The following is a 14,452-nucleotide window of genomic DNA, read 5'->3' on the forward strand; positions in this document are numbered from 1 at the left end:
GGCCCGTCCGGGTCCGACGCCCGTCGCGGGCCCCCGGCGGGGTCGATCAGCGTGTCGTCCTCGCCGGTGCCGAAGACCCGCGTGGGGTCCTCGTGGCCGGCGGGCCGGGCGGTCGACCGGGCGCCCCGCGCCGGAGGGACGGGCCACGTGGAGGAGGGGCCGGCCGGGGACGACCCGCCCGCCGGTGCGGTGCCGGTGCCGCGAGCCGATGTGCCGTCCAGGCGCCACGCGGGGGCGTCTGCCGCCCCCGGCCCCGCACCCGACGTGCCGCCGTCCGCGGCCCCGTCGCCCTCCTCCGACCCGGTCGCCGACGACCGCTGCGGCACGAGGCACGCCGCGGCGGCCAGCAGCCCGAACGGCGCCTGGGCGAGGAAGATCGCCCGCCAGTCGAAGGCCTGCGTCAGGGCGCCGCCGAGCGCCGGGCCGATCGCGGTGCCGAAGATCGCCGCGGCGACCCAGAGCGGGGCGGAGCGACGTCGCGGCACGTCGTCGCGGTCGTCGGTCCCCGGCCGCGCGGCCGCGACGGTCCGGTCCCCCGCACCGCCCCCCGACCCGCGGTCGAGCAGCTCGAACGCGGCGAGCAGCCCGAGGCCCGCGCCCACCGCCTGCACGCCACGCCAGACCAGGAGCCCCGTGAGGGTGTCCGAGACGCCGCACAGCACCGACGCGACGGCGAACAGCAGCATCCCGAGGGCGCCGGTGATCCGGCTGCCGAGCGCCCGGCGCGCGGGGATCGCGACGAGGACGGCGACGGCGAGGACCACCGTGTAGACGCCGATGACCGCGGCGAGGCCCTCGACCGTCGTGTCGAGCTCGGCGAGGATCTCGGGCAGCGCGAGGGTCACCACCGACGCGTCGGCGAGCGCCAGCGCGGCACCGACGGCGATGGGCAGCCGGGCGGCGCGCACCAGGGCGAAGGGGGGCGGACCGGCCATGCCCGCAGTCTGACGGAGGAACGGCGCCGATACGGTGGGCCGATGGACACGCCGAGCGTCACCCCGGCGACCGCCGACGAGTTCGACGCGTGCGTCGACGTCGCCGACGTCGCCTTCCACGGCGACACGACTCCCGAGCGCCGCGCGCGCATGCGGGCGTGGATGGACACCGACCGGCTCCGGGTCGTGCGCGACGACGGACGGATCGTCGCCACGAGCGCTGCGTGGAGCTGGAGCCTGAGCGTCCCGGGCGGATCGCTGCCGGTCTCCGCGGTCACGATCGTGACGGTCCTCCCGACGCACCGCCGCCGCGGGATCCTGCGGGCGATGATGACCCGCCTGGCCGAGGAGGCCCGGGAGCGGGGCGAGCCGCTCGCGGCGCTGTGGGCGTCGGAGGGCGCGATCTACGGCCGCTTCGGCTTCGGGCCGGCGTCCTGGTCCCGCGAGCTGCGGGCGTCCCTGGCCGCGGGGCTGCCGCTGCGGGCGGGGACGGCCGACGCACCGGCGATCCGGCTCGTCCCCCGTGCGGCCGACGCCCACCGCGAGCTCGCGGCGATCCACGAACGGGCTTGCACGCGCCGCGCCGGCCTCGTCGACCGGCGCGAGCCGTGGTGGACCCGCCGGGTGCTCGCCGACGACCCCGCGGAGCGCGGCGGCGCCGGTCCGCTGCGCGCGGCGGTCGCCGGGACCGACGGCTACGCGCTCTACCGGGTCCGCGAGGGTGCCGAGACGAGCCCCGTCGCCGCCTGGACGACGGTCGAGGTCGCCGAGCTGGTCGGTGCCACGGCGGAGGCGGAGCGCGCGCTGCTGGCGTTCGTCGCCTCGATCGACCTGGCCGACGAGCTGGTCCTGGCCTCGCGCCCGGTCGACGACCCGCTGGTCCACGCGCCCGTCGACGCGCGGGCGCTGCTGCCGGGGACCGCCCACGACGCGCTCTGGCTGCGGATCCTCGACCTGCCCGCGGCGGTGGCGGGTCGCTCGTGGGCGGCACCGCTGGACCTGACCCTGGCGATCGAGCACGCCGAGGACGCCGGGGTCGCCGGGACCTGGCGGCTGGCGGGAGGACCCGACGGGGCGACCGCGGAGCGCACGGACGGTCCGCCGGACCTGGTGCTGCACGCGCGGGAGCTCGCGTCGCTGTACCTCGGGGGCGTCACCGCCGCCGCGCTGCGGGACGCGGGCGTCCTGCGCGAGGCGACCGACGGCGCGGTCGACCGGTTCGACGCGGCGCTGCGGGTCGTGCGGGCCCCGTGGACCACCGGGGTGTTCTGAGCCCGTGGGGCGGCGGGCCGGGGGCGTCCCGGGGGCGGAGGACGAGGTACGCGCCCCGGGGTGGCGACGGATGCGTTCCGTCCGGTCGGTCTGGTCGCGGTGCCCCGGCGGAGGGTATGATCCGGCGATCCCGCAGGGCCGTGGGGAGGAAGCCGGTGGAAGTCCGGCGCGGTCGCGCCACTGTGACCGGGGTCGAGAGACCACGGGAGCCAGAGACTCCGAGGCCCTGCATCACCCCGCCGGGACGCGAGATCCCGAGAAGGACATGCACATGAGCACACCAACCGCCAGCCTCCCCGCCACGCAGCCGACCGCCGTCCCGGTTCCGGTCGTCTCGCTCAAGGGCCTGCTGCCGTACTGGATCTTCGCCGGCATCGTCTGCATGCTCGCGATCTACTTCGTCGGCGCCGAGGAGGGCGCGACGTCGATCATCTCCGGCATGGGCGTGCACGAGCTCGTGCACGACGCGCGCCACCTCCTCGGGTTCCCCTGCCACTAGCGCCGGCGGAGACCACACCATGATGCGCACCCTCCTGGTGCGCGGGATGCTCGCCGGCCTCGTGGCCGGCGTCCTCGCGTTCCTCTGGGCCCACTTCGTCGGTGAGTCGCCCGTCCGGGCGGCGATCGCGGTCGAGGAGGCCGCGGCACCGAAGCCCGTCCCCGGAGCTCCCGTCGAGGAGGAGCTCGTCAGCCGCAGCACCCAGGAGACCTGGGGTCTCGGGCTCGGCGTGATCGTCTTCTCCGTCGCCATCGGCGGCTTCCTGTCGCTCGTCTTCGCGATGGTCTACGGCCGGACCAGCGCCCTGCGCGCCCGCGGGACCGTCGCCGCGATCTGCGGACTCGGCTTCCTCGCGATCGTCCTCGTGCCGCTCACGAAGTACCCGGCCAACCCGCCGGCGGTCGGCTCGGCGGACACGATCAACGAGCGCACCGAGTGGTTCTTCGTGCTGATCATCATCGCGCTGGTCGCCGTCGTCGCCGCGGTGCGCCTCGGTCGGCAGCTCGCCGCCCGGTGGGGCGCCGGGAACGCGACGTTCGCGGCCGGCCTGCTGTTCGTCGTCCTGATCGCGGTCGCGCACCTCGCGCTGCCGGCCCAGAACGAGGTCCGCGCCGGGTTCCCGCCGCAGATCCTCTGGGACTTCCGCCTGGCGAACCTGGGCACCCAGCTCATCCTCTGGGCGACGCTGGCGTTCGGCTTCGGCATCGCCGCCGAGCACGCCGTCGAGGGGCGCCCGGCCTGGTGGCGCCGCGACGCCGCCGAGCGCTCGACGGCCCCGACCGCCTAGAGCGCGACGTCCCGGGCGGCCGGTCCTCGCACGCCACGGCGTGCGAGGACCGGCCGCTTCGTCGTCCCGGGCCCGTCCGGCGTCGTCGACCCCGTCACCCGGTACGCACCGCACCGGCCCGCACCGCCCCGGCCGACCGTCCAACCTCCCCCGCCGATCGTTCGCCAACGTCGCTCCCGCGGGGGCCCGCCGGCGCCCTAGAGTCGAGTGCTCCCCCGCGATGCTCGGACGGTGCAGGTCGATGAGATGCAGGCTCCCCATGACGGCGATCGGCGCGCTGGCGCTGATCGTCACCCCGCAGGCCGCGGCCGCGACCTCGAGGCCATCGGTCGACCGCGCGGCGCAGCAGGTCCGCGCCGCCAAGCGCGGTGACGCCTCGGCGCCCAGCATCGCGGTGGCCACGAGGGACCTCGCACTGGCCGTCGGCGGGCTCCGCGGCACCGAGCGCGCCTCGGCGGCCCGCCTGCTCGCCCGTCCGACCGACCCGGGCGGCGACGGGTACGTCGACTACGGCGGCGTGACGCCGGAGCAGGTCTGCAGCGAGCGCTTCTGCGTGCACTACGTGACCGCGGGCGAGGACGCTCCCGACCTCACCGACGAGCAGGACGCGGACGGGGCCCAGGGCACCAACGGCGTCCCGGATTTCATCGACCTGATGCTGCGGGAGTTCGACGTGGTCGGCAGCCGCGAGAACTCGCCGCCGCCGACCGGTCTGGGCTGGCCCGACCCGGTCTCCGACGGCGCGAAGGGCGGCGAGGTCGGCGGCGAGAGCCGCTTCGACGTCTACGTCGCGGACATCGCCGACGACGGCGTCTACGGCTACGCGAACTTCGAGCCGGCGGACGATCCGGACTCCAACTCGCTGCCCGCCTACATGGCGATGGACAACTCGTACTCCGAGGCGGAGTTCGGCTACCCCGACCCGCGGATCCCGCTCGACGTCACCGCGGCGCACGAGTACAACCACGTGCTGCAGGGCGCGATCGACGCCCGCTTCGACGTCTGGTTCGGCGAGGCGACCGCCACCTGGATGGAGGATCAGGTCTTCCCCGCCGGGAACGACTGGCAGCTCTACCTCGCCCGGTGGGGCGCCGATCCGCAGGTGCCGCTCACGAGCTACGACGGGGGCCCCGACGTCGCCACGGACATCCGCGTCTACGGCACCAGCGTCTTCCTGCACTGGCTCTCGGACCAGCAGGGCGGCCCCGCGGTGATCCGCGACGCGTGGCAGCGGCTGCCCGAGCGCACCCCCGCGATGTACTCGCCCGGCGCGCTCGACGACGCCCTGGCGAAGGCCGGCGGCACCTCGGTGTCCGACGCCTTCGGCCGGTTCGCCGCCGCGACCGCCGAGTGGCAGCTCCCGGCCTCGGGCATCCACGACGCGGGGCAGTTCGCCGCCCAGGTCCGCCGCGAGCCGGGGCAGCTGGGCGACGGCTCCACCGTCTCCGCGCCACTGGACCACCTGGCGTTCCGCCTCTACGACGTCGCGCCGCAGGGCGTGGGCGACGCGCGGCTGACGCTGACCGCGCCGGCCGGGACCCCGGCGACGGTCGCGCTCGTCGGGCGTCGCGGACCGGCCTCGACCGGCGAGCTGACGGTCCGCCAGGTGCGGGTCCCCGCGGGCGGGACGCAGACGGTGACCCTGCCGGACCCGGCCTCCTACTCGAGGATCACCGCGGTCGTGGCCAACACCGCCACCGACGTGGACCCGAACTCGCCGTTCGACGCCGACACGGGGATCTTCGACTGGAGCTACGGCGGCGACGGCGGCACGTTCACGGCATCGCTCTCGACCGCCACGGCGGGCGGCTCGACGCCGGCGGGTCCGGGAGCGGGCACGCCGGCCCCCGTCGTCGTGGTCCCCCCGGCGACGACGGTCGTCGCGCCGCCCACGGCCCCGGCCCCGACGACGGTCCCCGTGGTGCCGTCGCCCGCGGCCGCCGGGCCGGTGGCCTCGGTCGTGCGCAGCGCCGTGCGCGCGGCCCGCGACGCCGCGGCGGCAGCCCTGGGCGACCGCCGGTTCGGCGCCCTCCGCCTGCGGTCGCGGACGTTCGCGTTCGACGCGCCGTCCGCCGGGCGGCTCACGGTGACCGTGACCGCCGGCCGCCGGACCCTGGCGCGCGGCACGACGACGACCACCCGCGCGCGCCTGACCCGTGGCCGGGTCGCGCTGACCGCCGCGGGCGTCCGCGCCCTGCGCGCCGACCGTCGCGTGCGGGCGACGGTGAGCGTCCGCTTCGTCCCGCGGAGCGGGGCGACGGTGACGACGAGCCGCCGGGTGACGTTGAGGCGCTGAGCGCCGCGGGCGGCGCCTCCGCCCGGCGGCCGCTCCACGCCCGCCCGCGGGGTCCCCGCGGGCGACGGGCGGCGGTCGACCACCGGCGCCGCCCGTCCGAGGTCCGCGCCCCTACGCCTCCGGCGCGCCGTCGACGAGCATCGTCGTCGTCCCGCGGAGGACCACCACGTCGTCCTGGTTGGTCAGCTCGAACGACCAGCGGACCTTCCCGCCCCGGCGTGGCGGCGTGGCGGGGGTCAGCTCCTGCACCGCCACCGCGTTGTGCAGCGCGTCGCCCGGCCGGACGGGGCGGAGCATCCGCACGTCGTCCATCGCGGTCCCGCCGATCACCTCGAGCGTCGAGAGCCACCCGTCGACCGCCAGGCGCATCCCGATCGCGCCGGTCTGCCAGCCGCTCGCGATGAGCCCGCCGAACGGTCCGGCCGCCGCCTCGTCTGGATCGACGTGCATCCGCTGCGGGTCGTACCGGCGGCCGAACGCCACGATCTCGGCCTCGTCGACGACGTAGGGCCCGAACGAGCCGACGGGGCCGACGGCGAGGTCCTCGAAGGTCAGGCGCGCCATGGGGAGAACGGTATCCGGGCGAGGATCCGGGCCCTTCCGGGGCGCCCGAGTCTCGGCGTCGAGGTCGACCTGGTTCAGGTGGACGGACAGGTCGAGGATGACGCCGGGCCGGCCCGTTCGACGTACATCCGACGGTCCAGGGACGTCGATCACGCGTCATCCCTCGATCCGGGGTCGATGGTGCGGTCGACGCGGATCCGAGCGGACGGCCGAGGTGGGACGCCACGGCCCGCGTCCTGCACCCGGACGCTGCCGAGCGGTAGCCGGAGGAGGCGGATCCCCCGATGCCCCGCACGTTGACGACGCGGCCGGACGGATCGGGGCGGAGGCGGGCCCGGTCCGGTGGGCCGGCGCGCCGGCCCGGGGCAGAGGCGGGCCTGGTCCGGTGGGCCGGCGGCAGGTCGTGCCGCGGACGGTCGGGCACCGTCCTCGAGCAGTGGGCCCGAGCGCCGCGCGGCGCGGACCGCGCCGCCCGTCCGCGTTCCCCTACCGCGGGACGGGGCCCTCGAGCATCTCGAGGCCGGCGGAGGCGACGCGGCCCTCCTCGGCCTCGCGCAGCCGCAGGGCGCGCGAGGGGCGGCGGTGGTCGTCGAGCCCGTGACCGGCGAGGAACCAGGCCGTGGCCGCGGCGCCCAGCGCGAAGAGCGTGGCCACGAGGAACGTCTCGCGGTAGGCGTCCAGCCCGGGCACGGCGTCGGCGCCGCCGCCGTCGAAGGCGCGCAGGAGGGTGATCGCCAGCCCGCTGCCGATCGAGAAGCCGACGTACCGGGTCACCTGGTAGAGGCTCATCGCGCTGCTCGTCTCGGCGGCCGGGACCGCGCTGACGATCAGCCCCGGCATCGCGGAGAACGTGAAGCCCACGCCCACGCCGAACATCCCCATGGCGACGAACGCGGCCCACAGGTGCTGGCCCCCGCTGGCGGCGAAGAACAGCGTCGCGGCCGCGATCGCCACGCACCCGATGGGGATCGTGGCGCGGGCGCCGAGGCGCTCCTGCGCGAGCGGCACGAGCCGGCTGGCCAGGAAGCTCGTCAGGGAGAACGGCAGCAGCACGAGCCCGGCGACGAAGACGGACTCGCCCATCCCCTCCGGCAGCTGGACGACCTGGGTCATCAGCGTGATGCCCAGGTACATCGACAGCCCGATGACCAGCCCGGAGACGTTGGCCGTCAGGACGGCGCGGTGGCGGAACAGGCGCAGGTCGACGAGCGGGTCGTGCGTGCGCAGCTCGTGCCGCCGCCAGACCGCCAGGACGACCACGGCCACGAGCAGCGCGCCGAGGGTGGTCGCCGAGGTCCAGCCCCAGTCCGCACCCTTCTCCAGGCCGATCAGCAGGGCGACCAGCCCGATGCCCGCCAGCACCGCGCCGACGACGTCGATCCGGCCGGGGCGCGGGGCGTCGCGGGTGCTCGGGACGACGAAGATCGCGATCGCGAGGGCCACGGCGCTGGTGATCGCGCCGAACCAGAAGGCGGCGGAGACGTCGAAGGCGTCGGCGATCAGGCCCGTCAGCGGGTAGCCCAGGCCGACGCCGACGGCGGTGATGACCGACAGCGCCGCGATGACGCCGGGCGCGCGGTCGCGGGCCAGCGCGTCGCGGGCGGCGGCCATCGTCAGCGGCATGAGCGCCAGGCCCATGCCCTGCAGCGCCCGCCCGGCGACGAGGACGGGCAGCGAGCCGGCCAGCGCGGCGAGCACGCCGCCGAGGCTGACGGAGACCAGGCAGAGCAGCAGGACCTCGCGACGCCACGGCCCGTCGCCCAGCCGACCGACGACGGGGGAGGCCACCGCTCCGACGAGCATCGTCGCCGTCAGGGACCACTGCGCGCTGCCCAGGCTCGTGCCGAGCTCGTCGGCGATCGTGGGGATGAGCGGCGCGCCGAGGCTGCTGATGATCGACACGACGGTGCCGATGAAGAGCAGTCCGGGCACGAAGGCGCGGTGCCGGAGAGCGGACATGGAGATGATTATAGAGGCTAATCAGTTATTTGTCGTGTCCATGCATCTCGACGTCGGGTCGGCCGCCGCCACCACCCGCTCCGTCCACCCGCGTCCCGTCCCCGCCCGACACCGTGCCGTCATCGCGGTGCCGGGGGCCCGGCGTAGGCTCGGAGTCGTGGCGGCCGCCGGTGTGGTGGCCGTGCGTCCCGGGGCCCCAAGGCGCCTCCGACCGGGGCGCGGCACGGGCCCGGGGGGCGTCGACCGATGGCCCGCCAAACAGGCGGGTTGCCGATAGTCGGACTTCCTCCTATAGTGCTGCCCCGTGCTCCCGCGACCGGGGGCGCTCGTCCTGCGCCCGCTGCGCACACCCGGGAAAGGTCCCCGACATGAGCTCCACCGCCACCGTCATCCCCCACTTCGTGGGCGGATCCCGTCTCGACGGCACCTCCGACCGCTACGCCGACGTCTACGACCCGTCGACGGGCCAGGTCCAGGCGCAGGTCGCGCTGGCGTCGAAGGCCGAGGTCGACGCCGCGATCCAGAACGCGGCCGAGGCGCAGCCCGCGTGGGCCGCGACGAACCCGCAGAAGCGCGCCCGGGTGCTGAACAAGTTCATCAACCTGATCAACGAGAACGGGCAGGAGCTCGCCGAACTGCTCTCCTCCGAGCACGGCAAGACGGTCCCCGACGCCAAGGGCGACATCCAGCGCGGCGTCGAGGTGGCCGAGTTCGCCACCGGCATCGCGCACCTGCTCAAGGGCGAGTACACCGACGCCGCGGGCACCGGCATCGACGTCTACTCGATGCGTCAGCCGCTCGGCGTCGTCGCCGGCATCACGCCCTTCAACTTCCCGGCGATGATCCCGCTGTGGAAGCTCGCCCCGGCCATCGCGGCCGGCAACGCGTTCATCCTCAAGCCGTCCGAGCGCGATCCGTCGGTGCCGCTGCGCCTGGCCGAGCTGGCGCTGGAGGCCGGCCTGCCGGCGGGCATCCTCAACGTGGTCAACGGCGACAAGGAGGCCGTCGACGCGATCCTCGACTCCGAGATCATCAAGGCCGTCGGCTTCGTCGGCTCGACGCCGATCGCGCAGTACATCTACTCCCGCGCGGCCGAGACCGGCAAGCGCGCGCAGTGCTTCGGCGGCGCGAAGAACCACGCGATCATCATGCCCGACGCCGATCTCGACGAGGTCGTCGACGCCCTCGTGGGCGCCGCGTACGGCTCCGCCGGCGAGCGCTGCTTGGCGATCTCGGTCGCGGTCCCGGTCGGCATGGAGACCGCCGACCGCCTGATCGCCGCGCTCAAGCCGAAGGTCGAGGCGCTGAAGATCGGCGCGCCGACCGACCCCGACGTCGACTACGGCCCGCTCGTCACGCAGGCCGCCAAGGACCGCGTCCTCGAGTACATCCAGATCGGCGTCGACGAGGGCGCCGAGCTCGTCGTCGACGGGCGCGAGGGCAGGATCGACGGGGACGAGAACGGCTTCTACGTCGCCGGGTCGCTGTTCGACCACGTCAAGCCCGAGCACCGCATCTACACCGAGGAGATCTTCGGCCCGGCGCTGATGGTCATCCGCGCGGACGACTTCGAGTCGGCGCTCGCGCTCCCGTCCGAGCACGACTACGGCAACGGTGCCGCGATCTTCACCCGCGACGGCCACACCGCCCGCGAGTTCGCGCGTCGCATCGACACCGGCATGATCGGCATCAACGTGCCGATCCCGGTGCCGATCGCGTACCACACGTTCGGCGGCTGGAAGAAGTCCGGCTTCGGCGACCTCAACCAGCACGGTCCGGACTCGATCCGCTTCTACACGAAGACGAAGACCGTCACGCAGCGCTGGCCCAAGCCGGCCACCGAGGGCACCGAGAGCGCCGGCGGCTCGCACTTCGTCATCCCGACGATGAACTAGCCCCGCCCGTCCGGACCCGCAGAGAACGACGAGAGACTCCATGGCCACGGTCAGCGGCACCGCCCCCTTCCACCTCGACGAGGACCAGCGCGAGATCGCCGCGATGGCCCGGCAGTTCGCCGACGACCGCATCGCTCCCGGTGCGATCGAGTGGGACGAGGAGAAGCGGCTGCCCGTGGACGTCCTCCGCGAGGCCGCGGAGCTCGGCCTCGGCGCGATCTACTGCGCCGAGGAGTTCGGCGGGTCGGGGATGACCCGGCTGGACGCCGCCCTGATCTTCGAGGCGCTCGGCACCGGGTGTCCGACGATCGCCGCGTACACGTCGATCCACAACATGGCGACGTGGATGGTCGACACGTTCGGGGACGACGAGCAGCGCGCGCGGTGGGTCCCGGGCCTCGCGTCGATGGAGACCCTCGGCGCCTACTGCCTGACGGAGGCCGGCGCGGGCTCCGACGCCGCGGCGCTCGCGACGACCGCCAAGCTCGACGGGGACCACTACGTCCTCAACGGCGCCAAGCAGTTCATCTCCGGTGCCGGCACCGCGGGGATCTACGTGATCATGGCCCGCACCGGTGGCGCCGGGCCGAAGGGCATCACCGCCTTCGTGGTCGAGGACGGCACGCCCGGCCTGTCGTTCGGCAAGCAGGAGCACAAGATGGGCTGGCGGGCCCAGCCGACCGCGTCGGTCAACCTCGACGACTGCCGGATCCCCGTCGGCAACCGCCTGGGCGAGGAGGGCGGCGGCTTCCGCATCGCCATGGCCGGCCTCGACGGCGGTCGCCTGAACATCGCCGCGTGCTCGATGGGCGGTGCGCAGTCGGCCCTGGAGAAGACCGTCCGCTACGTCGGCGAGCGCGAGCAGTTCGCGCAGCCGATCGGACGGTTCCAGAGCGTGCAGTTCACGGTCGCCGACATGGCCACCGAGCTCGAGATGGCCCGCACGTTCCTCTGGCGCGCCGCGTCCGCGCTGGACGCCGGCGACGCCGACAAGACCCGCCTGTGCGCGATGGCCAAGCGCACCGTCACCGACATCACGATCCAGGTCGCCGACCAGGCGCTGCAGCTGCACGGCGGCTACGGCTACCTCAGCGAGTACGGCCTGGAGAAGATCGTCCGCGACCTCCGCGCCCACCAGATCATCGAGGGCACGAACGAGGTCATGCGGGTCATCGTGGCCCGCGACCTGATGGGGCGCGTCTGATGGTCGGCCCGGCTGCTAGGACTGCGGGATGAGCCTGCGGACCCCGCCCGCCACCCAGCCGAACGCCGAGGACACCGACGTCCTGGTCCGCAAGGACAACGCGCTGGGCCGGATCACCCTGAACCGGCCGAAGGCGATCAATGCGCTGAGCCTCGAGATGGTCCGCCAGATCCAGGTCGGTCTCGACGCCTTCGAGGACGATCCGTCGATCGAGATCGTCCTGCTCGACGGCGCCGGCGACCGCGGCTTCTGCGCCGGCGGGGACATCGTCGCGCTGTCGGACTCGGCCAAGCAGGGCACGGACGACGCCCGGATCTTCTGGACCGAGGAGTACGTCCTCAACTCGCGGATCGCGAACTTCGCCAAGCCGGTCGTCGCGATCATGGACGGCGTGGTCATGGGCGGGGGCATCGGCCTCGCCGGCCACGCCAGCCACCGCCTCGCGACGGAGCGCCTGGTCTCGGCGATGCCCGAGGTCGGCATCGGCTTCTCGCCCGACGTCGGCGGCACCTGGCTGCTGTCGCGCCAGGACGGCGAGCTCGGCACGCACCTGGCGCTGACGGGCGCCCGGATCGGCGCACGCGACGCCATCGCCGCCGGCCTGGCGGACCGCATCATCGCGTCGGCCGCGGTCCCGATGCTCGTCGAGGAGCTCGCCACGGGCGACCTCGAGGGTTCGATCGACACGGCCGAGGAGGTCGAGGTCGAGATCCCCGACGGCAACCTCGTCGAGTCCCGCCGGTGGATCAACGAGTGCTACGCCCACGACACCGCCGAGGAGATCGTCGCCGCCCTGCGGGCCCGCAACGACAAGGCCGCCAAGGTCTCGGCGCTGGGCATCCTCTCGAAGTCCCCGACCTCCGTGAAGGTCGCCCTGCGTGGCCTGCGCGAGGCACGCGGGATGGCGTCGCTCGAGGACGCGCTGCGGCAGGAGCTGCGGATCTCGTGCGGCTTCCTCACGCACCCCGACTTCGTCGAGGGCGTCCGCGCGCAGGTCATCGACAAGGACCGCAAGCCGCAGTGGGCCCCGGCGACGCTCGGCGAGGTGGACGACGCGACCGTCGACCGCTTCTTCGCGGCGCTGGGCGAGCACGACCTGGACCTCGACGCAGACGGAGCGCGCAACGGATGAGCACGGACAAGACCCCCGCCGACACGACGATCGGGTTCGTCGGCCTCGGGCACATGGGCGGGCCGATGGCGATCAACCTGGCCAAGGCCGGCTACGTCGTCCACGGGTTCGACGTCGTCCCCGAGGCCGTCGAGCAGGCGCGGGCCGAGGGGGTCGTCCCCGTCGGGTCGGTCGCCGAGGCGGCCACCGGTGCGGACGTCGTGATCACCTCGCTGCCCAACGGGGGGCTCGTCGCGAAGGTCTACGAGGGCGACGAGGGCGTCCTGGCCAACGCCCCGAAGGGCGCCCTGCTGATCGACACCTCGACGATCGACGTGGACGAGGCGCGCGGCTTCTCCGCCGCGGCCGAGACCGCGGGCCTGCGCCACCTCGACGCCCCGGTCTCCGGCGGCGTCGTCGGCGCCACGAAGGGCACGCTGGCGTTCATGGTCGGCGGGCGCGAGGACGTCGTCGCCGCGGCCGCGCCGTACTTCGACGTGCTCGGCGCGAAGGCCGTGCACTGCGGCGACTCCGGGGCCGGTCAGGCCGTGAAGCTCTGCAACAACATGCTGCTGGCGATCCACCAGATCGGCGTCGGCGAGGCGTTCGCGCTGGCCGAGAAGCTCGGCGTGCAGGACCAGGTCTTCTACGACGTCGCCTCCGCCGCCACGGGCACCTGCTGGGCGCTGAACGTCAACTGCCCCGTGCCCGGTCCGGTGCCGGCGAGCCCCGCCAACCGCGACTACGCGGGCGGCTTCGCGGTCGGGCTGATGAACAAGGACCTCGGTCTGGCGCTCGCCGCGGTCGAGAAGAACGGCGTGCATGCCGAGCTGGGCAAGGCCGCCGGCCAGATCTACCGGTCGCTGAACGAGACGGAGGCGGCGGGCAAGGACTTCTCCGTCGTCTACGAGGAGATCGCCTCGAAGTCGGGCGTCGTCCGGGGCGGGGGCGCGTCGTGAGCGCCGCCGACGGGGCGTCGGCCGGGGGCGAGTCCGCGGGCGGGGGCGCCGCCACGGGTGGCGGCGACGACCGGTTCGAGACGATCCTGCTCGAGCGCCACGACCGCGTCGCGCTCGTCACGCTGAACCGGCCGAAGGCGCTCAACGCGCTGTCGCTGCAGGTGATGGAGGAGCTCACCGGTCTGCTGGCCGAGCTCGACACGGACCCGGCCGTCGGCGCGATCGTCCTCACGGGCTCGGCGAAGGCGTTCGCCGCCGGCGCCGACATCAAGGAGATGGCGTCGCAGTCCTACATGGACATGTACGCCGCGGACTGGTTCGCCGGGTGGGACGCGATCGGCCGCGTCCGCACCCCGATCGTCACCGCCGTGGCCGGCTACGCCCTGGGCGGCGGCTGCGAGCTGGCGATGATGGGCGACGTGCTGCTGGCCGCCGACACCGCGGTCTTCGGCCAGCCCGAGATCAAGCTCGGCGTGATGCCGGGCATGGGCGGCTCGCAGCGCCTGGCGCGCGCCGTCGGCAAGCCGAAGGCGATGGAGATGTGCCTGACCGGGCGCAACATGAAGGCCGAGGAGGCCGAGCGCGCGGGTCTCGTCGCCCGCATCGTCCCGGCCGACGACCTGATCGCCGACGCGCTGAAGACGGCGGCGACGATCGCCGGCATGTCGAAGCCGATCGCGCAGATGACCAAGGAGGCGGTGAACCGCACGCAGGAGGTCTCCCTCAGCGAGGGCGTCCTCTTCGAGCGCCGGGTCTTCCACGCGATGTTCGCGACGGAGGACCAGAAGGAGGGCATGGCCGCCTTCGTCGCCAAGCGCGAAGCGGAGTTCCGGCACCGGTAAGGGCGGGGCGGGGCCGAGGGGCGGGCCCGGTGGGACGCGGCCTCGGTGCCGTGTCCCGATCCGTGATGCAGGAGCGCGCGATCCGGGTGACGCGGCGCGGCCCGACGCGGCGCGGCCCGACGCGGCGCG

12 protein-coding genes and 1 riboswitch are annotated in these 14,452 nt (G+C 74.4%); of the genes, 9 read left to right on the forward strand and 3 right to left on the reverse strand.

Going from position 1 to position 14,452, the window contains the following annotated elements; genetic code table 11:
* On the reverse strand, positions 1 to 935 hold a 935-nt coding region (locus Q7T67_RS02500; RefSeq protein ID WP_304785756.1), incomplete at its 3' end, for an MFS transporter.
* Between the two features lie 42 nt (positions 936 to 977).
* On the opposite strand from Q7T67_RS02500, the gene Q7T67_RS02505 reads away from it, so the two are divergent.
* The 4 genes from Q7T67_RS02505 (at position 978) to Q7T67_RS02520 (ending at position 5,789) form a co-directional block, all read left to right on the forward strand.
* A complete protein-coding gene (locus Q7T67_RS02505; RefSeq protein WP_304785757.1) occupies positions 978 to 2,207 on the forward strand; it encodes a GNAT family N-acetyltransferase in 1,230 nt (409 codons plus the stop codon).
* A gap of 145 nt (positions 2,208 to 2,352) precedes the next feature.
* Positions 2,353 to 2,426: riboswitch (cobalamin riboswitch) on the forward strand.
* A 52-nt stretch (positions 2,427 to 2,478) separates the two neighbouring features.
* Positions 2,479 to 2,706 (forward strand): CbtB-domain containing protein, encoded by a 228-nt coding sequence (locus tag Q7T67_RS02510; protein ID WP_304785758.1) that lies wholly within the window; start codon positions 2,479 to 2,481, stop codon positions 2,704 to 2,706.
* Between the two features lie 22 nt (positions 2,707 to 2,728).
* Positions 2,729 to 3,493 (forward strand): CbtA family protein, encoded by a 765-nt coding sequence (locus tag Q7T67_RS02515; protein ID WP_304785759.1) that lies wholly within the window; start codon positions 2,729 to 2,731, stop codon positions 3,491 to 3,493.
* A 259-nt stretch (positions 3,494 to 3,752) separates the two neighbouring features.
* Positions 3,753 to 5,789, forward strand: a complete 2,037-nt coding sequence (locus Q7T67_RS02520) for an MXAN_6640 family putative metalloprotease (RefSeq protein WP_304785760.1) — start codon at positions 3,753 to 3,755, stop codon at positions 5,787 to 5,789.
* 111 nt (positions 5,790 to 5,900) lie between these two features.
* Here Q7T67_RS02520 and Q7T67_RS02525 read toward each other — a convergent pair whose 3' ends face one another.
* Both Q7T67_RS02525 and Q7T67_RS02530 read right to left on the reverse strand, forming a co-directional pair.
* Positions 5,901 to 6,353, reverse strand: coding sequence for a MaoC/PaaZ C-terminal domain-containing protein (locus tag Q7T67_RS02525; RefSeq protein ID WP_304785761.1), 453 nt, complete (start codon positions 6,351 to 6,353; stop codon positions 5,901 to 5,903).
* A gap of 486 nt (positions 6,354 to 6,839) precedes the next feature.
* Positions 6,840 to 8,312: an MFS transporter gene (locus Q7T67_RS02530; protein WP_304785762.1), complete on the reverse strand. Its 1,473-nt coding sequence runs from the start codon at positions 8,310 to 8,312 to the stop codon at positions 6,840 to 6,842.
* A 368-nt stretch (positions 8,313 to 8,680) separates the two neighbouring features.
* On the opposite strand from Q7T67_RS02530, the gene Q7T67_RS02535 reads away from it, so the two are divergent.
* The 5 genes from Q7T67_RS02535 (at position 8,681) to Q7T67_RS02555 (ending at position 14,323) form a co-directional block, all read left to right on the forward strand.
* Complete coding sequence (locus tag Q7T67_RS02535) at positions 8,681 to 10,207, forward strand: CoA-acylating methylmalonate-semialdehyde dehydrogenase (protein ID WP_304785763.1); 1,527 nt, start codon at positions 8,681 to 8,683, stop codon at positions 10,205 to 10,207.
* Positions 10,208 to 10,247: 40 nt separating this feature from the next.
* On the forward strand, positions 10,248 to 11,411 hold the full coding sequence (locus Q7T67_RS02540) for an acyl-CoA dehydrogenase family protein (protein WP_304785764.1): 1,164 nt from the start codon (positions 10,248 to 10,250) through the stop codon (positions 11,409 to 11,411).
* 28 nt (positions 11,412 to 11,439) lie between these two features.
* Entirely contained in the window at positions 11,440 to 12,543 is a 1,104-nt protein-coding gene (locus Q7T67_RS02545) for an enoyl-CoA hydratase/isomerase family protein (protein ID WP_304785765.1), read from the forward strand.
* The gene (gene mmsB / locus Q7T67_RS02550) at positions 12,540 to 13,481 is read left to right on the forward strand and encodes a 3-hydroxyisobutyrate dehydrogenase (protein WP_304785766.1); all 942 of its coding nucleotides are present in this window, start codon (positions 12,540 to 12,542) and stop codon (positions 13,479 to 13,481) included. The genes Q7T67_RS02545 and mmsB overlap by 4 nt, the downstream gene beginning before the upstream one ends.
* A gap of 83 nt (positions 13,482 to 13,564) precedes the next feature.
* Positions 13,565 to 14,323 carry an enoyl-CoA hydratase gene (locus Q7T67_RS02555; protein ID WP_370695343.1) on the forward strand — a complete coding sequence of 253 codons (759 nt, stop codon included), beginning with the start codon at positions 13,565 to 13,567 and terminating at the stop codon, positions 14,321 to 14,323.
* Positions 14,324 to 14,452 lie beyond the last annotated feature (129 nt).

Source organism: Patulibacter sp., assembly GCF_030655195.1.
Classification (GTDB): Bacteria; Actinomycetota; Thermoleophilia; order Solirubrobacterales; family Solirubrobacteraceae; genus Patulibacter.